The organism is Providencia sp. PROV048 (assembly GCF_033688165.1).
Lineage (GTDB): Bacteria > Pseudomonadota > Gammaproteobacteria > Enterobacterales > Enterobacteriaceae > Providencia > Providencia hangzhouensis.
Window position 1 is genome coordinate 60,201 of the sequence record NZ_CP096360.1, and the last position, 21,074, is coordinate 81,274.

The window sequence follows — 21,074 nt, forward strand, 5'->3', positions numbered from 1 at the left end:
GAAATCAGAAAAAACGATTCAGCTATAAGTGATTCAATAAGTTATTGTTTTTAAACTTTCTCAACACGAACGAAACGTTTCGATATTGATCACAAATATTAATCATCAATATTGAGTTGTGACTTATCTTTACTATTATTACATGAGCGAAACGTTTCGCTTACTGGAATGGCGGTGAAAAATGAAAAAGGGTGTTTTACTTAATGCCAACGTTACCTCTGTAATCGCAAGATTAGGTCATACAGACCAAATAACGCTTGCTGATGCAGGTTTACCCATTTATCAAGGAACGGAACGTATTGATTTAGCCATTACGCAAGGCTTACCAGATTTCATGTCAGTTTTAAGTGTCATCACCCAAGAGATGCAAGTTGAAAAAGTCATTCTAGCAGAGGAAATCAGCACCATTAACCCACAAATGGAAGCTGCTATTTTGGCTCACTTACAACAGTTAGAAGTCACTCAAAACAATACGATTGAAATTATTTATTGCAGTCATGAACGTTTTAAACAACTGACTCATGACAGTAAAGCGGTGATCCGAACAGGGGAATGTTCACCGTTCGCTAACGTTATTCTTTGTTCTGGTGTGACTTTCTGAGGTGACTATGCAACCTTTATTAGAACTTATCGGGATTGATAAATCATTTCCAGGGGTAAAAGCCCTCAGTGGTGCGACATTGAATGTCTATCCAGGGAAAGTCATGGCGCTGGTGGGGGAAAATGGGGCTGGTAAATCAACCATGATGAAAGTGCTGACAGGTATTTATAAAAAAGATGCCGGGCAAATCCGCTATTTAGGCAAAGAGGTGGCGTTCAATGGGCCCAAAAGTTCCCAAGAGGCGGGTATTGGGATTATCCACCAAGAACTCAACCTGATCCCTGAATTAACCATCGCTGAAAATATTTTTCTAGGCCGAGAGTATGTTAATGCATTTGGCAAAATTAACTGGAAAAAAATGTTCAGTGAGTCTGACAAACTGCTTAAACGGCTTAACCTTGATTATGATAGCCATCAAACTATTGCAGAGCTTTCTATTGGCGAACAACAAATGGTGGAAATCGCCAAAGTCCTTAGCTTCCAATCACAAGTGATTATCATGGATGAACCCACTGATGCGCTAACGGACACGGAAACAGAATCCTTATTTAGAGTTATCGAAGACTTAAAAGCTCAAGGCTGTGGCATTGTTTATATTTCTCATCGTTTAAAAGAAATTTTTGAAATTTGCGACGATGTAACGGTGTTTCGCGATGGCCAGTTTATTGGTGAGAAACCCGTGAGTGAATTAGAAGAAGAAAAACTCATTGAAATGATGGTTGGTCGTAAACTTGAAGACCAATATCCAAGGGTTGAGGTAGAAACTGGAAAAATTAGGCTGCAGCTTGAAGATGTATCTGGACCAGGTGTAACAAATGCCAATTTCACCCTGAAGAGTGGGGAAATTTTAGGTGTATCTGGTTTGATGGGCGCGGGGCGTACAGAGTTGATGAAAATCATCTACGGCGCGGCGACAAAAAAATCAGGCACGATAAAACTGGAAGGCAAACCCGTAACACTGAAAACACCACAAGATGGCTTAAACAGTGGCATTGTTTATATTTCAGAAGACCGTAAACGTGATGGATTAGTATTAGGCATGTCAGTGAAAGAAAATATGTCATTGACGGCATTACGTTATTTCAGTCGTGCGGGGGGAAGCCTCAAGCATGGTGAAGAGCAGCAAACCGTTAGCGATTTCATACGATTATTCAATATTAAAACCCCGTCTATGGACCAAATAATTGGTAATCTTTCTGGTGGAAACCAGCAAAAAGTGGCCATTGCGCGCGGTTTGATGACAAGACCAAAAGTACTGATCCTCGATGAGCCAACTCGTGGTGTAGACGTTGGTGCTAAAAAAGAAATCTATCAACTAATTAACCAGTTTAAAAAAGAAGGGCTGAGTATCATTTTAGTTTCTTCAGAAATGCCTGAAGTAATAGGAATGAGTGACCGCATTTTGGTGATGCACGAAGGTCATATCAGCGGCGAATTTTCAGCCAAAGACGCGACTCAGGAAGCCTTAATGGCTGCCGCAGTGGGTAAAAATTATGGCTCAGTTCAGGAGTTATCAGTATGAGTTCAACTACCGCATCATCAAAACGCTGGTTCAGCAAAGCATGGCTGATGGAGCAAAAATCATTAATCGTACTATTAGTTTTGATTGCAATCGTATCAACATTAAGCCCGAATTTTTTTACGGTTAATAACCTATTCAATATATTACAACAAACCTCCGTCAACGCCATTATGGCGTTTGGGATGACATTAGTTATCTTAACGTCAGGAATCGACCTTTCTGTTGGGTCCTTATTGGCCTTAACGGGAGCGGTTGCGGCCTCAATGGTTGGAGCGGAAGTTAACGCATTAGTGGCTGTTGCGGGAGCACTAGCACTTGGTGCTGCTATCGGTGCATGTACAGGAGTGATTGTTGCAAAAGGAAAAGTCCAAGCTTTCATTGCGACTTTAGTCATGATGCTACTACTGCGTGGTGTGACACGAGTTTACACAGACGGCAGCCCTATCAATACAGGATTTAGTGATAACGCAGACTTATTTGGTTGGTTTGGTATTGGCCGCCCATTTGGTATTCCTACCCCAGTCTGGTTAATGATCATCGTTTTTGCTGCGGCATGGTATATGTTGCACCATACTCGCCTTGGTCGTTACATCTACGCACTTGGTGGGAATGAAGCGGCTACCCGTCTTTCTGGTATTAATGTCGACCGCATTAAAATAGTGGTTTATGCCTTATGTGGACTGCTAGCGGCATTGGCGAGTGTCATTGAAGTTGCACGTTTATCATCAGCTCAGCCAATGGCAGGTAATGGGTATGAACTTGATGCTATCGCTGCGGTTGTACTTGGTGGTACCAGCCTTGCTGGTGGTAAGGGGCGTATCGTCGGAACATTGATTGGTGCGCTTATCCTTGGTTTCTTAAACAATGGATTAAACTTATTAGGTATTTCGTCAAACTACCAGATGATTGTTAAAGCTGTCGTCATCTTACTCGCTGTACTTGTTGATAATAAAAAGTAACCCTACAGGAAAATTATTATGAAACTGAACAAACTAGCAACGTTATTATCTGCAGTTGCACTGAGTGCAACCGTTAGTGTCAATGCGATGGCGAAAGATAGCATTGCACTCGTAATTTCTACATTGAATAACCCGTTCTTTGTGACGATGAAAGATAGCGCACAAAAAGAAGCGGATAAATTGGGTTATGAGCTGATTGTTTTAGATTCCCAAGATAATCCAGCTAAAGAATTAGCCAACGTTCAAGATTTAACCGTTCGTGGTACAAAATTAATGTTAATTAACCCAACGGATTCAGATGCGGTGGGTAACTCAATATTAATGGCTAATAAAGCAAATATACCTGTCATCACTTTGGATAGAGCAGCTAACAAAGGTGAAGTTGTCAGCCATGTGGCATCAGATAACCGCATGGGCGGGAAAATGGCTGCCGACTATATTGCACAAAAAACAGGCAATGAAGCGAAAGTGATTCAATTAGAAGGTATTTCAGGTACATCAGCAGCGCGTGAGCGCGGTGAAGGTTTTAGTACTGGAGCAAAAGAGCACAAATTCAATTTACTGGCGAGCCAACCTGCTGATTTCGATAGAACAAAAGGCTTGAACGTAATGCAAAACTTGTTAACGGCACATCCCGCTGTTCAAGCGGTATTTGCTCAAAATGATGAAATGGCATTAGGGGCATTAAGAGCTTTACAAACCGCAGGCCGTACTGATGTTCTGGTTGTCGGTTTTGATGGAACAAATGATGGTATCAAAGCTGTTGAAGGTGGAAAATTAGGTGCAACTATTGCACAGCGTCCAGACCAAATTGGGATTGTTGGTGTTCAGATTGCAGATAAAGTCTTAAAAGGCGAAAAAGTGGATTCAACGGTTCCGGTTGAATTAGAATTAGTGGTAAAACAATAAGATAAAAACCGCCGCGGCATACTGCGGCGGTTTATTTTAGTTTGCAATTCATTGGGTCATCAAAAAAGGAAATAAACGTTATGGGTACAGCAAAACTGGTGGTTCTCGGTAGTATCAATGCGGATCATATATTAAATGTTAAGCATTTCCCTCAGCCGGGTGAAACCGTTAGAGGCGATCATTACCAAGTTGCATTTGGCGGGAAAGGCGCCAACCAAGCTGTTGCAGCAGGTCGCAGTGGTGCTGACATAACGTTTATTGCTTGTGTTGGTGATGACGATATTGGTGTGAGTATAAAAAAACAGTTATCTCTCGATAATATTAAAACTGAATGTATTGATGCAATTGAAGGTGAAACGACAGGTGTCGCCCTCATTTATGTGAATCAACAAGGGGAAAATACAATTGGCATCAATGCAGGTGCAAATGCGCAACTAACCAAGGCAAGGTTAGCTCATTATCAGCAAAAAATTGTGGAAGCGGATGCGGTATTGATGCAACTGGAATCCCCCATTGAAACAGTACAAATGGCCGCTGAAATAGCTAAGAAAAACAATACGAAAGTCATTTTGAACCCTGCACCTGCTCAATCATTACCTGATTCATTATTATCATTAGTTGATATCATCACACCAAATGAAACAGAAGCTGAACACTTAACAGGTATTGCGGTTAATGATAATCAAGGTGCTCAGGATGCAGCTGAAGCCTTACATCAAAAAGGTATTAGTAAAGTGATGATAACACTTGGTTCTCGAGGTGTTTGGTATAGTGAAAAAGGTGCAGAAGGTAAAATAATTTCTGCATTTCGCGTAAAAGCAGTGGATACTATTGCCGCAGGTGATACATTCAATGGGGCTTACGTTACTGCACTGCTTGAAGGTAAGGCTGACGAAGAAGCGATTATTTTTGCTCATGCGGCGGCGGCGATAGCTGTGACTCGCCCAGGAGCTCAACCGTCTGTTCCATGGCGTAAAGAAATTGACCAGTTTTTGACTCAACAGGATTAACTTGTGGCAACAATGAAAGATGTGGCACGCCTTGCGGGGGTGTCGACATCCACCGTCTCTCACGTTATTAATCAAAATCGCTATGTCAGCGAGAGCATTACCACTCGCGTTAAAAATGCGATTGAAGAGTTAAACTATGCCCCTTCTGCGTTAGCGCGTAGTTTAAAAATGAATCGTACTAATACGATTGGGATGTTACTGACAACAAGTAATAACCCATTCTACGCAGAAGTAGTGCGGGGGGTAGAGCGGAGTTGCTACGAACGCGGTTATAGTTTGATTTTGTGCAACACTGAAGGTGACCTTCAGCGGATGAATCATAGTTTAGAAACGTTGCTACAAAAGCGTGTTGATGGGCTATTGATTATGTGCACAGAAGTTCAAGGGCCATCAAAAAATGTTTTGGCTCGTTACCCCGCTGTGCCAACGGTTATGATGGACTGGTCACCATTCGAATCAGATGGCGATATCATTCAAGATAACTCTTTTCTGGGTGGGGAAATAGCCACTCGTTACCTTATTGAATCTGGCTTTACCCGTATTGCATGTATTGCAGGACCACAAGACAAATCACCAGCAAGGGCACGCCATCAAGGTTTTATTCAAGCCATGACAGATGGCGGCATTAATATTTATGATGATTATATCATTTTCAGTGATTTTGAATTTGCTGGTGGGTTTGAGTCTATGAATAAACTGCTTAGCTTACCTGTCCCTCCCGAGGCTATTTTTGCCGGTAATGATGCGATGGCGGTGGGAGCTTATCAAGCGATATACCAAAAGGGCTTGAAAGTACCTGATGATATTTCAATTATTGGTTATGATGATATCGATCTTTCACCTTATATGATCCCACCACTAACAACAATTCATCAGCCAAAAGATAAGTTAGGCCAACAGGCTGTTGACCAACTTATTTATCGTATGGATAACCCAGAAGCAAAGGCGAGCGTTTTGGTTCTTACCCCTGAGCTAATTGAGCGCCAATCGGTTAAAAAATATTAATTCTTCGCTTTTTTGGTTTTGTTTTTTATTAAATTATCACCATCTGTCTTACTTAATAATAAGAAGACAAAAGCTGAGATAAGCGTAATGACACCAACGGTAATAAAAGTGTAGTGAAAATTATCGACCGTATTGCTATTAGGTTGTCCACCATAGAAGTTTAAGATTGCAGCACTGACTGCAATACCGAAGCTTATCGATAGTTGCTGAGTCACCGCTAACATACTATTTCCCGCACTCGCATTATTGTCTGTTAAATCAGCCAAGCAAATAGTATTCATTGCGGTGAACTGCACTGATATCACCATTCCTAAAATGAATAAAGGTACGATTAACAGGTAAATCGACATACTTGGTGATTGTAAGGAAAACTGTGCGATCATTAATCCAATAATAATGGTGATAACAAATAATGTATTACGGTAGCCATACTTAGTTAGGACCCGAGTAACTCCCGATTTAGCAGTGATTGACCCTATTGCTAGTGGTGCCATCATCATTCCTGCCACAACGGCTTCGTAACCAAAACCCACCTGCAACATTAATGGCATTAAAAATGGAATACTGCCTGTTCCTAAGCGTGTCGCGATATTACCGCTGATCCCAATAGAAAATGTACGCGTTTTAAATAAATTCAATGGGATTATTGCGTGCTTAGTGCGTCTTGCATGGAAAATATAAACAAATAAGAAGAGAAAGCCGACTAAGACAATAGTGACTGGAATCGATGTTGAAAGAGATTTATCACTGAATAAGTCTAAGCTGACAGATAGCATGACTAAGCCGGAACCAAACAATAAGAACCCTAAAGTATCAAATTTACGTTTTGGCATTTTAAAGTCAGGCATATGTTTTAAGGCATAAAAAATACCTAAAACACCAATAGGAATATTAATAATAAATATCCAATGCCAAGTTGCATAGGTTACTAAGATACCACCTAATAGAGGCCCCAATATTGGCCCTACTAAACCAGGGATGGTGACGAAATTTAAGATAGGTAATAACTCACTTCGAGGGTAAGCCCTTATTAAGGCTAAGCGGGCGACTGGCATCATCATTGCCCCACCAATTCCTTGAATAACCCTAGAGGTCACTAATAAATTTAAGGAAGGCGAAAGGGCACAAAGTAATGAACCAAGAGAAAATAAAGAAACCGCTAAAATAAATATACGTCTTGTACCAAATCTATCTGCAAACCAGCCGCTAACAGGAATCAATAGAGCAACAGTAAGCGTATAACTGACTACGGCTGATTGCATCGCAAGCGGCGAGTGATCGAGGCTTCTTGCAATATCAGGTAAAGCCGTATTCAAAATTGTGGCATCAAGCGCTTGCATGAAAAAGGCCATTGCCGCAATCCATGGAAGGCCAGACATATTTTTCGCTGTTTTGAACATCAGTTACCTATACAAATAAATGAAAGCTTTAATGGAATATTGTTTTGTTAGTCTTGCTTTTGGGTAATCGTTAGTAAGTTATAGCAAAGGTCGAGTGCTACTGTACTTTTACCATGAATAATTGCATTGGCAAGTTGTTGATGAATTTCGACCTCTATAACCTCATTATTAGTAATGACATCAAAGTAACGCAGATAAATAGAACGGAATAAATTAGCAAAAGAAATTAAGAAAGGATTGGCACAAGCTTTGTAAATAGTTAAATGGAAATGATAATCAACTTTCACCCAATGCGCTCTGTCAAATTCTTTGGCGAGTAACTGCATTTCACTTGCTAATAATTGTAATGATTGTTTTTGTTCTTTTGTCGCATGTATAGCCGCAAGATAACAAGCTTGAGGTTCTATTGCGAGTCGAACCATTTTAAAGTGTTCCATTACGACCGATTGCTCTTCACTATTGGACCACCATGTTAAGAGATCTTGGTCTAAAAAATTCCAATTTGAGGGAGGCATAACACGGGTACCTATTTTGGGGCGTGCTAATACCATTCCTTTTGCCGCTAATATTTTTATTGCTTCTCTTATTGCTGTTCGACTCGCTTGGAATTGTTCTGATAATTCTAATTCGCTGGGTAAAATGGAATCAGGTAAATAGGCGCTGGTTAAAATCAACTGGCCAAGATTTTCTGCAATAATATAAGAGCGATTTTTTTGTGAGGCTGTTTGTTGCTTACTTAATTCCATAATTCATCTCAAAGCATAATTCTTAGATGCATATATTACGTGAGTAGATGTGTGATTGCTGCTTAAATAGTCAACATATAGACCTAATTTAACTTATAAATATGTTTTTGGCTAAAAAAAACACGAACAAGATAAAAACTCAAAAAAACACTTGCGAGAATTTTTCGACTCCCTATAATGCGCATCCGTTGTCACGACAAACCGGTTAGAAGAAAACTTCATAACCCAGTGATAACAGAGGTGAGAAAGAAAAAAAGTTGAAAATAAACGCTTGACTTTCTAAATAAAAAACGTAATATACGACACCTCGCGACAACGACCTAAGTTAATAAAAACTGAGTCGAATTTCAAAAAAAGAAATGTCGCAACGCTCTTTAACAATTTATCAGACAATCTGTGTGGGCACTCACAGGACACTATCAAAAAAATATTTGATTTTAAGTCTTGAAGAGTGACTAACACGTTAATTCATATATATGAACTAATAGGTAATATGTTTTCGCAAGAAGACATACGACAGTAAACATTCTTTGAGCATCAAGCTTTTTAATTGAAGAGTTTGATCATGGCTCAGATTGAACGCTGGCGGCAGGCCTAACACATGCAAGTCGAGCGGTAACAGGGGAAGCTTGCTTCTCGCTGACGAGCGGCGGACGGGTGAGTAATGTATGGGGATCTGCCCGATAGAGGGGGATAACTACTGGAAACGGTAGCTAATACCGCATAATCTCTAAGGAGCAAAGCAGGGGAACTTCGGTCCTTGCGCTATCGGATGAACCCATATGGGATTAGCTAGTAGGTGAGGTAATGGCTCAACTAGGCGACGATCCCTAGCTGGTCTGAGAGGATGATCAGCCACACTGGGACTGAGACACGGCCCAGACTCCTACGGGAGGCAGCAGTGGGGAATATTGCACAATGGGCGCAAGCCTGATGCAGCCATGCCGCGTGTATGAAGAAGGCCCTAGGGTTGTAAAGTACTTTCAGTCGGGAGGAAGGCGTTGATGCTAATATCATCAACGATTGACGTTACCGACAGAAGAAGCACCGGCTAACTCCGTGCCAGCAGCCGCGGTAATACGGAGGGTGCAAGCGTTAATCGGAATTACTGGGCGTAAAGCGCACGCAGGCGGTTGATTAAGTTAGATGTGAAATCCCCGGGCTTAACCTGGGAATGGCATCTAAGACTGGTCAGCTAGAGTCTTGTAGAGGGGGGTAGAATTCCATGTGTAGCGGTGAAATGCGTAGAGATGTGGAGGAATACCGGTGGCGAAGGCGGCCCCCTGGACAAAGACTGACGCTCAGGTGCGAAAGCGTGGGGAGCAAACAGGATTAGATACCCTGGTAGTCCACGCTGTAAACGATGTCGATTTGAAGGTTGTTCCCTAGAGGAGTGGCTTTCGGAGCTAACGCGTTAAATCGACCGCCTGGGGAGTACGGCCGCAAGGTTAAAACTCAAATGAATTGACGGGGGCCCGCACAAGCGGTGGAGCATGTGGTTTAATTCGATGCAACGCGAAGAACCTTACCTACTCTTGACATCCAGAGAATTTAGCAGAGATGCTTTAGTGCCTTCGGGAACTCTGAGACAGGTGCTGCATGGCTGTCGTCAGCTCGTGTTGTGAAATGTTGGGTTAAGTCCCGCAACGAGCGCAACCCTTATCCTTTGTTGCCAGCGACTCGGTCGGGAACTCAAAGGAGACTGCCGGTGATAAACCGGAGGAAGGTGGGGATGACGTCAAGTCATCATGGCCCTTACGAGTAGGGCTACACACGTGCTACAATGGCGTATACAAAGAGAAGCGACCTCGCGAGAGCAAGCGGAACTCATAAAGTACGTCGTAGTCCGGATTGGAGTCTGCAACTCGACTCCATGAAGTCGGAATCGCTAGTAATCGTAGATCAGAATGCTACGGTGAATACGTTCCCGGGCCTTGTACACACCGCCCGTCACACCATGGGAGTGGGTTGCAAAAGAAGTAGGTAGCTTAACCTTCGGGAGGGCGCTTACCACTTTGTGATTCATGACTGGGGTGAAGTCGTAACAAGGTAACCGTAGGGGAACCTGCGGTTGGATCACCTCCTTACCATTGAAGTGTTTTTGTGAAGTGCTCACACAGATTGTCTGATGAAATAGAGTAGCGGTATCGATAGGCTTGTAGCTCAGGTGGTTAGAGCGCACCCCTGATAAGGGTGAGGTCGGTGGTTCAAGTCCACTCAGGCCTACCACTTTTCTCTTATGCTGCGTTATGGCTCAGCTCGTTTACCCAAAAGTAAACTTCGCTAATCCACGCCTTGCCTAAGAAAAAAGACCTCCGAATAAGAAAATCTTATAAAGAGATTCATTGATACCGAAAATACCTTTATGGGGCTATAGCTCAGCTGGGAGAGCGCCTGCCTTGCACGCAGGAGGTCAGCGGTTCGATCCCGCTTAGCTCCACCATAATTTTTCTGATTATTCAGAATAGATTAGTAATAGTCTATTGCGAATAATTATGCTCTTTAACAATCTGGAACAAGCTGAAAATTGAAAACAACGCACATTGTTTATCGCTTAAACAATGTGAGAGTCTCTCAAAATTTCAGACCTGAAATTTTCGGTCACTTTAGCGAGTAGCATGAGCGAGCAGTCAGTCCTTCGCGGCGGCCAGCGCACAGCAAGCGCAGCATACATAAGTATGTGAGCATTGCGAGCACTGCCCAACAAAGAAGGAATGCACGCACAGCCATGACAGTAAGGTGAACGTTGAAACAATTTCGGGTTGTGAGGTTAAGCGACTAAGCGTACACGGTGGATGCCTAGGCAATCAGAGGCGATGAAGGACGTGCTAATCTGCGATAAGCGTCGGTAAGGTGATATGAACCGTTACAACCGACGATTTCCGAATGGGGAAACCCAGTGCAATTCGTTGCACTATCGTTTGATGAATACATAGTCAAACGAAGCGAACCGGGGGAACTGAAACATCTCAGTACCCCGAGGAAAAGAAATCAACCGAGATTCCCCTAGTAGCGGCGAGCGAACGGGGAGCAGCCCAGAGTCTTAATCAGCATTAGCATCAGGAGAACGGTCTGGAAAGTCCGGCAGTAAAGGGTGATAGCCCCGTATCCGAAGGTGTTAGTGTTGTGAACTCGACGAGTAGGGCGGGACACGTGTTATCCTGTCTGAATATGGGGGGACCATCCTCCAAGGCTAAATACTCCTGATTGACCGATAGTGAACCAGTACCGTGAGGGAAAGGCGAAAAGAACCCCGGCGAGGGGAGTGAAATAGAACCTGAAACCGTGTACGTACAAGCAGTGGGAGCCCCATCACTCAAGTGCCTCGGCAATTGAGTGAGGGTGTAAAACCATCACAATAACAGCGCAGGATTTGCCAACAAGATTGGCTGATTTTTTCAAGCCGCAGCGCAGTGGACATCGAAGTCCATGAGCAGCGGAAGTTAAAAAATCGGGCAAGATTGGCCGCAAAGCCAAGCGGGACATTTGAGGATGGGGTGACTGCGTACCTTTTGTATAATGGGTCAGCGACTTATATTCTGTAGCAAGGTTAACCGTATAGGGGAGCCGTAGGGAAACCGAGTCTTAACTGGGCGAATAAGTTGCAGGGTATAGACCCGAAACCCGGTGATCTAGCCATGGGCAGGTTGAAGGTTGGGTAACACTAACTGGAGGACCGAACCGACTAATGTTGAAAAATTAGCGGATGACTTGTGGCTGGGGGTGAAAGGCCAATCAAACCGGGAGATAGCTGGTTCTCCCCGAAAGCTATTTAGGTAGCGCCTCGTGAACTCATCTTCGGGGGTAGAGCACTGTTTCGACTAGGGGGTCATCCCGACTTACCAACTCGATGCAAACTACGAATACCGAAGAATGTTATCACGGGAGACACACGGCGGGTGCTAACGTTCGTCGTGAAGAGGGAAACAACCCAGACCGCCAGCTAAGGTCCCAAAGTCATAGTTAAGTGGGAAACGAAGTGGGAAGGCTCAGACAGCCAGGATGTTGGCTTAGAAGCAGCCATCATTTAAAGAAAGCGTAATAGCTCACTGGTCGAGTCGGCCTGCGCGGAAGATGTAACGGGGCTAAACTATGCACCGAAGCTGCGGCAGCGATATGTAAATATTGTTGGGTAGGGGAGCGTTCTGTAAGCCTGTGAAGGTGTGCTGTGAGGCATGCTGGAGGTATCAGAAGTGCGAATGCTGACATAAGTAACGATAATGCGGGTGAAAAACCCGCACGCCGGAAGACCAAGGGTTCCTGTCCAACGTTAATCGGGGCAGGGTGAGTCGACCCCTAAGGCGAGGCAGAAATGCGTAGTCGATGGGAAACGGGTTAATATTCCCGTACTGGTGATAATTGCGATGGGGGGACGGAGAAGGCTAGGCTATCCGGGCGACGGTTGTCCCGGTTTAAGGATGTAGGCAGGTGAATTAGGCAAATCCGGTTCACTATATGCTGAGGTCCGATGACGAGTCACTACGGTGATGAAGTAGCTCATGCCCCGCTTCCAGGAAAAGCCTCTAAGCTCTAGATTATCATTAATCGTACCCCAAACCGACACAGGTGGTCAGGTAGAGAATACTCAGGCGCTTGAGAGAACTCGGGTGAAGGAACTAGGCAAAATGGTGCCGTAACTTCGGGAGAAGGCACGCTGGCATTAGGTGAAGTGATTTACTCATGGAGCTGAAGCCAGTCGCAGATACCAGCTGGCTGCAACTGTTTATTAAAAACACAGCACTGTGCAAACACGAAAGTGGACGTATACGGTGTGACGCCTGCCCGGTGCTGGAAGGTTAATTGATGGGGTTATCCGTAAGGAGAAGCTCTTGATCGAAGCCCCAGTAAACGGCGGCCGTAACTATAACGGTCCTAAGGTAGCGAAATTCCTTGTCGGGTAAGTTCCGACCTGCACGAATGGCGTAATGATGGCCAGGCTGTCTCCACCCGAGACTCAGTGAAATTGAACTCGCTGTGAAGATGCAGTGTACCCGCGGCAAGACGGAAAGACCCCGTGAACCTTTACTATAGCTTGACACTGAACATTGAGCCTTGATGTGTAGGATAGGTGGGAGGCTTTGAAGCGTGGACGCCAGTCTGCGTGGAGCCAACCTTGAAATACCACCCTTTAATGTTTGATGTTCTAACGTTGCCCCGTTATCCGGGGTGCGGACAGTGTCTGGTGGGTAGTTTGACTGGGGCGGTCTCCTCCCAAAGAGTAACGGAGGAGCACGAAGGTTGGCTAAGCATGGTCGGACATCATGCGGTTAGTGCAAAGGCATAAGCCAGCTTGACTGCGAGAGTGACGGCTCGAGCAGGTACGAAAGTAGGTCTTAGTGATCCGGTGGTTCTGAATGGAAGGGCCATCGCTCAACGGATAAAAGGTACTCCGGGGATAACAGGCTGATACCGCCCAAGAGTTCATATCGACGGCGGTGTTTGGCACCTCGATGTCGGCTCATCACATCCTGGGGCTGAAGTAGGTCCCAAGGGTACGGCTGTTCGCCGTTTAAAGTGGTACGCGAGCTGGGTTTAGAACGTCGTGAGACAGTTCGGTCCCTATCTGCCGTGGGCGTTGGAAGATTGAAAGGGGCTGCTCCTAGTACGAGAGGACCGGAGTGGACGCACCACTGGTGTTCGGGTTGTCATGCCAATGGCATTGCCCGGTAGCTAAGTGCGGAAGAGATAACCGCTGAAAGCATCTAAGCGGGAAACTTGCCTTGAGATGAGTCTTCCCTGACTCTTTAAGAGTCCTAAAGGAACGTTTAAGACTAAGACGTTGATAGGTTGGGTGTGTAAGCGTAGCGATACGTTGAGCTAACCAATACTAATGAACCGTGAGGCTTAACCTGACAACACCGAAGGTGTTTTAGAGAGATAGAGTTGTTTTCGAGAAGTGAGAAGCCGCAAGGTGAAGGACACGCAGCTTGTTTGAGATTGAGGTTCTGGTTTGCGAAGAGTAATAAGCGCAAACGGGAACGAAACAGAATTTGTCTGGCGGCAATAGCGCGGTGGTCCCACCTGACCCCATGCCGAACTCAGCAGTGAAACGCCGTAGCGCCGATGGTAGTGTGGGGTCTCCCCATGTGAGAGTAGGGAACTGCCAGACATTAAATTAGTGAGAAAGCCACCCATTGGGTGGCTTTTTTGCGTTTGGAGAAAAAAAGAAAAACAGTGGGTGTTGAGATTAGGAGGGGGGCCTAAGCTTTAGTTCCTCAGTTCCTTAATGCTTTACTCCCTAATTTTAATTCCTTTTTTATCGCTTACTTTCTCATTAGACGATGTATTACACGTCTCTTCATCTTTTTTAGCTACTCTTGGGGCTCCCCTCTATCTATCACCATCATTAATGAGAGTGTGTGATGCAAAGTAGTGAGTAACAGCTCACAGATTATTTAGGGTAGCGGAATTTTAATAAAATCAAATAAATATTGTGGGTTGGGTGTTTCCCCATCACGGTAATGAATGACATCGCTTGAGCCAAAGTAGTCAGTAACAACTCACTTGTTGAAAGGGATGGTGGCTGCTAGTGATGGTGAGATGGCAGGAGTTAGGAGAAGTAATGGAGGGGGAGCGGTTGTATTGGTGCGCTGAATGGATATTGTGGATGCAAAGAGTGAGTAACAACTCATAGATTGTTTAGGGTAGCGAAATTTTAATAAAATCAAATAAATATTGTGGGTTGGGTGTTTCCCCATCACGGTGATGAATGACATCGCTTGAGCCAAAGTAGTCAGTAACAACTCACTTGTTGAAGGAGACGGTGGCTGTTGGTGAAGGTGTGATAACAGGGGTAGGAGAAGTAATGGAGGGGGAGCGGTTGTATTGGTGCGCTGAATGGATATTGTGGATGCAAAGAGTGAGTAACAACTCACAGATTGTTTAGGGTAGCGGAATTTTAAGAATATCACGAGAGTACTGTGGATTGGATGTTTGCCCATCACGGTGATGAATGATACCGCTTGAGTCAAAGTAGTCAGTAACAACTCACCTCTCTTTTTAGCCGTATAGGGAATGGGCGAGGAGGGTAGGAGGAAAACTCAATTCCTTGTATTTAAGTGATAAATGTGATTAAGAAACATAAAGTAGCAAGTAAAAGCTCATAAATTGTGATGACAAAGAATATATATTTAGTGATGACTATATTTCAGGTTTCGTAATTATTGTATTGGGAGATTGAGATGGTAAATGTAATTGAAGGGGGCAAAATAGTAAATAACAGCTTTACAGCAAATGTAGTAGAGGTAGGTTAGATAAGTTTATATCTCCGAGTGCAATTGCTGTGTGATTTGACTCCCTGGTTGATAGATAATCTATGATCTATTAAAAATAGTAATGACTTAATGAAACTATCTGACAGGATTACTCTTAACTTGTCCTATAATGTTTATAGTTTTAATGGTTTTTATGGTGTTAATTAAGTAACCCAAGTAAGTCATTATTTGAACAATAAATTCATTAATATCAATAGATAAAAATAAAATAACCAATTTTACTCATAAATAAATTAACTATTTTATTTGTATATTTTTAATGAATAAGCGCACTATTGTTTATTTTTTTATATAAAAATTGTTAAATTGATGTTTCAATTTCTTACATTTATACTGTGTTAGGTAGTTAATGGTATATCCAGCTATCACGTTACCGATGAAGTTTGCTTATAAGTGAAATTTTCAAAGGAAAGAAACTTACATCCAGATATGAAAGATAGGCCAGCTAAGCAAGTTATACCTTTTAATGAATGGTATTTCGTGTAAACAATATTTGTATAGCAAAGGTGGGTCAGATGAATAAATCAAAAAGCGCTAATCATCGAATTTTCGACCAAATTATTTCTGTAAATAAACAGAAAGAAAATGAATTTAATAATGGGCAAGACGGTGCAACGATTCTTTCTTTATTAGTGATGTTTTTTGTTCCTTTTTTACTGTTAAATACAGTGAGAAATACCCTTGGCATTGACTATAGCTTTGTCACTGTCATTGGAATGCTCGCTATCAGTGGGTTGATTACAGTAGTGCTGTATAAAAAATTAAAACTAGGTTCCCAATTCGCAGATAAAAATATTGTATTAGACCAGTTACTTTCTCGTTATACTCCGAAAAACAAGCAAGAATTTAAAAAATTACAAGAAGAAAGAAAAACAAGTTCAGCAGAGTTTTATTCATTAGTAGAAAATTGGGCTGATGTAGAAAGACAACACTATGCAAGATAGTATCGAATAACGAAAACAAAAATAAGTTTTTCAATATTATCAATATCCTTCTTTTCTCTACGTAGAAAGAAGGATTTTTTTTACATAAAACTTCTGATAAAAGAGTTAAATATACTATCAACTCCTTTATGTGATTTTATATATCATATTGATTTATAAGATAATATAAAGAGAAACAATGATGAGACTAAAAGAGGTTTAAATAAACTATTAATAAAAAACGGCTCGATACACTGAGCCGTTTGGTGTGGCAATAAAGTTAGGTTTAGTGTGATTTACCCTGCTCAATACCGAGGCCGATTTGTGAACGAATAAATTGTTCTTTAAAACGTTCTCTTTCCATTTTTCCTTGTTCTGAATTATCTGTTACAGAGAATAGCCATGAAGCAACAAATGCAACAATCATGGAGAAGAAGGCTGGGTACTCATATGGATAGATTGGTTTTTCATGGTGAAGAATACTGACCCAGATGGTTGGTCCTAAAATCATTAAAACAACAGCAGTAATTAGCCCTAACCAACCGCCAGCCAATGCACCGCGAGTTGTCAGCTTACGCCAGTACATCGACAGTAAAATGATTGGGAAGTTACAACTAGCCGCAATAGAGAATGCTAAGCCGACCATGAAGGCAATGTTTTGTTTTTCAAACAAAATACCGAGGCCAATTGCAACAAAACCTAAGATAACAACGGTAATTTTAGAGACACGTAATTCATCTTTTTCATCCGCTTTACCATTTTTCATTGCCATCGCATATAGGTCATGAGAAACCGCGGAGGCGCCTGCTAAGGTTAAACCAGCAACAACAGCAAGGATAGTGGCGAATGCAACTGCAGAAATAAAGCCTAAGAAGAAATTGCCACCGACGGCATCTGCAAGGTGAACAGCAGCCATGTTTGTTCCACCGATAAGTGCTCCAGTAGCATCTTTAAATGCAGGATTGGAACTGACTAGAACGATGGCACCAAAACCAATAATAAAGGTTAAGATGTAAAAGTAACCGATAAATCCAGTGGCATAGAACACACTTTTACGAGCTTCTTTAGCGTCACTAACGGTGAAGAATCGCATAATAATGTGAGGGAGGCCAGCGGTACCAAACATCAATGCAAGACCAAGGGATAAGGCGGATATTGGGTCGGAAACCAGTCCCCCTGGGCTCATAATAGCAATACCATTTTTATGAACTTCAACGGCTTCTTTAAATAAGGTATTAAAGTTAAAGCCAACATGCTTCATAACCATAACGGCCATGAATGTTGCACCCGCTAATAACAAGATGGCTTTAATAATTTGTACCCAAGTTGTGGCTAACATTCCACCAAATAGGACATATAGCACCATCAATATACCCACAATGACAACAGCGACGTGGTAATTGAGACCAAATAACAATTCAATTAATTTACCCGCACCAACCATTTGAGCAATAAGATACAGTGCAACAACAACCAGAGAGCCAACCGCAGATAGAATACGAATTGGTCTTTGTTTTAATCGATAAGAAGCAACATCAGCGAAGGTATAGCGACCTAAATTACGTAAGCGCTCGGCAATTAAGAATAGAATGATCGGCCAGCCAATTAAGAAGCCAATCGAGTAGATTAAGCCATCATAGCCAGAGGTATAAACCAGAGCAGAGATCCCTAAGAAGGAGGCAGCAGACATAAAGTCACCCGCGATAGCCATCCCGTTTTGGAAACCGGTAATTTTCCCGCCCGCAGTGTAGTAATCAGAGCGAGAACGCGTTCTTTTTGACGCCCAGTAAGTAATATACAAAGTGAAGCCGACAAACAGTAAGAACATCACAATCGCCTGAATATTTACAGGCTGGCGTTCAACATCTCCTGTCAATGCATTAGAAAACGCCATTGATGAGGTAAAAAAGAGAATGAGTGAGAGCAATATTTTCATTTTTCTACCTCTTTTAAAATTTCTGCCGTTAAGCGGTCATATTCACCGTTGGCTCGGATGACGTAAAGCCCTGTAAGTACAAACGAAATGACGATTAGCCCTACACCAACAGGGATCCCTCTTGTTATGTATGAACCTTCGGATATTGGTGTTCCAAGCCAGCTTGGGTCAAAAGCGATAAGAAAAATAAAACCCACATACAGCACGAGCGTTATTGCAGATAACAACCATGAAAAGCGACTACGTTTCCTAACCAGTTCTTGAAAGCGAGGGTTATCCTCTACCTTTTCGTAAGCAGTAGCATTCATCAGAGTTCTCCTCTGTTATACTCGTCATACTTCAAGTTGCAGCTTTGTTGACTGCACTCACTTACACGAGTCACATACTTATGTATGCTCCTCGTATTTCGTTCGCTTGTCGCCTAGCTGGACCTCGAATTATTTAGAGTAAACCATCTTGTTGGGATGTATGTAAGGCCGCCTCTATGAGTTGGCCTTTTGGCGTTATGACATACTCATAGACTGTTTTTCTTCGAGTAGTTTTTCGACAACACCTGGATCAGCCAGAGTGGAGGTATCTCCGAAATTACTGGTGTCTCCTGATGCAATTTTTCGTAGGATGCGACGCATGATTTTACCGGAACGGGTTTTGGGTAGTGAATCCGTCCAGTGAAGTACATCCGGGGTGGCAATAGGGCCGATTTCCTTACGAACCCAGTTGCGAACTTCGGTGTATAGCTCTGGTGATGGCTCAACCCCAGATATTAATGTGACATAAGCATAGATTGCTTGGCCTTTAATATTATGAGGAATACCGACCACGGCAGCTTCAGCCACTTTCGGATGTGCAACGAGCGCTGATTCTATTTCTGCGGTACCTAAACGGTGGCCCGAAATATTCAGTACATCGTCAACACGGCCAGTGATCCAGTAATAACCATCTTCATCACGACGAGCACCATCACCACTAAAGTACATGCCTTTAAAGGTTGAGAAATAGGTTTGCTCGAAGCGTTCGTGATCGCCGAATAAGGTACGGGCTTGGCCCGGCCATGAATCAACAATCACTAAGTTACCTTCTGTGGCGCCTTCGATAGGTTCACCAAGGTTATCGACTAATGCAGGGCGAACACCAAAGAATGGCAATGTTGCAGACCCTGGCTTTAACATGGTTGCCCCCGGAAGTGGTGTAATCATGAAACCACCTGTTTCGGTTTGCCACCATGTATCGACAACAGGGCAGCGGCTGTTACCAATTTTTTTATAGAACCATTCCCAAGCTTCAGGATTAATGGGTTCCCCCACGGAGCCGAGAATTCGTAATGAGCTGCGATCTGTACCTTCAATGGCTTTATCGCCTTCGGCCATTAATGCGCGGATAGCCGTTGGGGCAGTATAAAGGATATTGACTTGGTGTTTATCAACCACTTGGCTCATTCGGTTAACTGCTGGGTAATTAGGTACCCCTTCGAACATTAATGTTTTAGCGCCATTGGATAATGGCCCATATAACAAATAGCTATGGCCTGTTACCCAGCCTACATCTGCAGTACACCAATAGACTTCACCTGGATGGTAGTCGAAGGTGTATTTAAATGTCAGTGTGGCATAGACTAAATAACCGCCAGTGGTATGCAGAACGCCTTTCGGTTTACCTGTAGAGCCTGAGGTATATAGAATGAACAGCGGGTCTTCTGCGTTGATTTCTTCTGGAGGGCAATCTGCACTGACGCCTTTGATGACGTCGTGCCACCAGAGATCACGGCCTTCTATCCAGCTCGGCGCGTTGCCTGTGCGTTGGTAAACAATCACATTAGAAACCGTTGTGACTTGTGGGTTGGCGAGTGCGTCATCTACATTTTTCTTTAATGGAATTGCACGGCCAGCACGTAAGCCTTCATCTGCAGTGATGATAAGCTTCGCTTTACAGTCGATAACGCGACCAGAGACCGCCTCAGGGGAGAAACCAGCAAAAATGACCGTATGTATAGCACCAATACGAGCACAAGCTAGCATCGCGACAGCAGCTTCGACAACCATCGGCATGTAAATGGCGACGACATCACCTTTACGGATCCCTTGTTGTTTTAGGACATTAGCAAACTGACAAACATCATGGTGCAGTTCGCGGTAAGTGACATTTTTTGACGATGAAGGGTCATCGCCTTCCCAAATAATCGCAGTTTGGTCGCCTTTTTCAGCCAGATGGCGATCCAAACAGTTAGCACTTAAATTTAATGTACCGTCTTCAAACCAGCGGATATCGATGTGCCCGGGGTCAAAAGAGGTGTTTTTAACACGAGTGTACGGTTTAATCCAATCAACGATTTTTCCTTTTTCGCCCCAAAATCCTTCAGGGTCTTGAATCGAGCGTTGGTACTCATCGTTATACTGTTGTTCGTTTATCAGGGCATTTTTTGCAATTTCAGCAGGAACGGGATGTTTAGTTATTTGAGTCATATTATTATCTCCTTGCAGATGTTAATACTATGTCAAAAAATGGTTAACTAAAGCACGATTTTTAAATTTGTTTTTCTTTTGCGCGGAAGATCACGTATTAATTGTAATGAGATTTGCAGGATTATCATTTGATGCTAAATGTTAAATTGACATATAAATCTAAAAATATAATAAAAGGTGGATTTAAAGAAAAATAAATGGCGGGGTTGTTGGTATTAGTTACTGAATAAACAAGTTCTCATAGCGAATATAAATATCCATACATTTCTCATGGGTTTGATAATGATTTTCATTAACAGTAAAATAACTATAATAGATAGTTATTCACAA

13 protein-coding genes, 2 tRNA genes and 3 rRNA genes are annotated in these 21,074 nt (G+C 42.9%); 12 read left to right on the forward strand and 6 right to left on the reverse strand.

All coding sequences use genetic code 11. The features are described 5' to 3' along the window. The first annotated feature begins 181 nt into the window (after window positions 1-181). From rbsD to rbsR, 6 genes are all read left to right on the forward strand, one after another. Window positions 182-601, forward strand: coding sequence for a D-ribose pyranase (rbsD, locus tag M1F26_RS00240; RefSeq protein ID WP_004906336.1), 420 nt, complete (start codon window positions 182-184; stop codon window positions 599-601). Window positions 602-608: 7 nt separating this feature from the next. Next, window positions 609-2,123: a ribose ABC transporter ATP-binding protein RbsA gene (gene rbsA, locus M1F26_RS00245; protein WP_096863684.1), complete on the forward strand. Its 1,515-nt coding sequence runs from the start codon at window positions 609-611 to the stop codon at window positions 2,121-2,123. Then, entirely contained in the window at window positions 2,120-3,082 is a 963-nt protein-coding gene (gene rbsC, locus M1F26_RS00250; RefSeq protein ID WP_318837638.1) for a ribose ABC transporter permease, read from the forward strand. Before rbsA ends, rbsC begins: the two co-directional genes overlap by 4 nt. 18 nt (window positions 3,083-3,100) lie before the next feature. Next, complete coding sequence (rbsB, locus tag M1F26_RS00255; protein ID WP_004906343.1) at window positions 3,101-3,991, forward strand: ribose ABC transporter substrate-binding protein RbsB; 891 nt, start codon at window positions 3,101-3,103, stop codon at window positions 3,989-3,991. A gap of 80 nt (window positions 3,992-4,071) precedes the next feature. Continuing rightward, entirely contained in the window at window positions 4,072-5,001 is a 930-nt protein-coding gene (rbsK, locus tag M1F26_RS00260; protein ID WP_004906346.1) for a ribokinase, read from the forward strand. A 3-nt stretch (window positions 5,002-5,004) separates the two neighbouring features. Beyond that, the gene (gene rbsR / locus M1F26_RS00265) at window positions 5,005-6,006 is read left to right on the forward strand and encodes a ribose operon transcriptional repressor RbsR (protein WP_164564183.1); all 1,002 of its coding nucleotides are present in this window, start codon (window positions 5,005-5,007) and stop codon (window positions 6,004-6,006) included. Here rbsR and mdtD read toward each other — a convergent pair. Together mdtD and M1F26_RS00275 are read right to left on the reverse strand one after the other, a co-directional pair. Further along, window positions 6,003-7,406 (reverse strand): multidrug transporter subunit MdtD, encoded by a 1,404-nt coding sequence (gene mdtD / locus M1F26_RS00270; protein ID WP_140172700.1) that lies wholly within the window; start codon window positions 7,404-7,406, stop codon window positions 6,003-6,005. The genes rbsR and mdtD overlap by 4 nt on opposite strands. A gap of 47 nt (window positions 7,407-7,453) precedes the next feature. Next, window positions 7,454-8,152, reverse strand: a complete 699-nt coding sequence (locus M1F26_RS00275) for a FadR/GntR family transcriptional regulator (RefSeq protein ID WP_004906351.1) — start codon at window positions 8,150-8,152, stop codon at window positions 7,454-7,456. Window positions 8,153-8,699: 547 nt separating this feature from the next. Here M1F26_RS00275 and M1F26_RS00280 point away from each other — a divergent pair. From M1F26_RS00280 to rrf, 5 genes are all read left to right on the forward strand, one after another. Further along, window positions 8,700-10,239 (forward strand): 16S ribosomal RNA (locus M1F26_RS00280). A gap of 65 nt (window positions 10,240-10,304) precedes the next feature. Then, window positions 10,305-10,381: transfer RNA gene (locus M1F26_RS00285), tRNA-Ile, on the forward strand. Window positions 10,382-10,519: 138 nt separating this feature from the next. Continuing rightward, window positions 10,520-10,595, forward strand: a tRNA-Ala gene (locus tag M1F26_RS00290). Between the two features lie 325 nt (window positions 10,596-10,920). Continuing rightward, a 23S ribosomal RNA gene (locus tag M1F26_RS00295) occupies window positions 10,921-14,004 on the forward strand. Window positions 14,005-14,145: 141 nt separating this feature from the next. Further along, window positions 14,146-14,261: ribosomal RNA gene (rrf, locus tag M1F26_RS00300) — 5S ribosomal RNA — on the forward strand. Together the 16S, 23S and 5S rRNA genes with 2 tRNA genes alongside form the textbook arrangement of a ribosomal RNA operon. Window positions 14,262-14,652: 391 nt before the next feature. On the opposite strand, the gene M1F26_RS00305 is transcribed toward rrf, so the two are convergent. Next, window positions 14,653-15,138 carry a hypothetical protein gene (locus tag M1F26_RS00305; RefSeq protein WP_140171890.1) on the reverse strand — a complete coding sequence of 162 codons (486 nt, stop codon included), beginning with the start codon at window positions 15,136-15,138 and terminating at the stop codon, window positions 14,653-14,655. Window positions 15,139-15,941: 803 nt separating this feature from the next. Here M1F26_RS00305 and M1F26_RS00310 point away from each other — a divergent pair. Then, window positions 15,942-16,370 carry a hypothetical protein gene (locus M1F26_RS00310; protein ID WP_164561264.1) on the forward strand — a complete coding sequence of 143 codons (429 nt, stop codon included), beginning with the start codon at window positions 15,942-15,944 and terminating at the stop codon, window positions 16,368-16,370. A gap of 265 nt (window positions 16,371-16,635) precedes the next feature. Here M1F26_RS00310 and actP read toward each other — a convergent pair whose 3' ends face one another. From actP to acs, 3 genes are all read right to left on the reverse strand, one after another. Beyond that, window positions 16,636-18,285 carry a cation/acetate symporter ActP gene (gene actP / locus M1F26_RS00315; RefSeq protein ID WP_140171891.1) on the reverse strand — a complete coding sequence of 550 codons (1,650 nt, stop codon included), beginning with the start codon at window positions 18,283-18,285 and terminating at the stop codon, window positions 16,636-16,638. Next, complete coding sequence (locus M1F26_RS00320; protein ID WP_004263244.1) at window positions 18,282-18,593, reverse strand: DUF485 domain-containing protein; 312 nt, start codon at window positions 18,591-18,593, stop codon at window positions 18,282-18,284. Before M1F26_RS00320 ends, actP begins: the two co-directional genes overlap by 4 nt. A 195-nt stretch (window positions 18,594-18,788) precedes the next feature. Beyond that, complete coding sequence (gene acs, locus M1F26_RS00325; protein ID WP_096863473.1) at window positions 18,789-20,744, reverse strand: acetate--CoA ligase; 1,956 nt, start codon at window positions 20,742-20,744, stop codon at window positions 18,789-18,791. Between the last annotated feature and the right edge of the window lie 330 nt (window positions 20,745-21,074).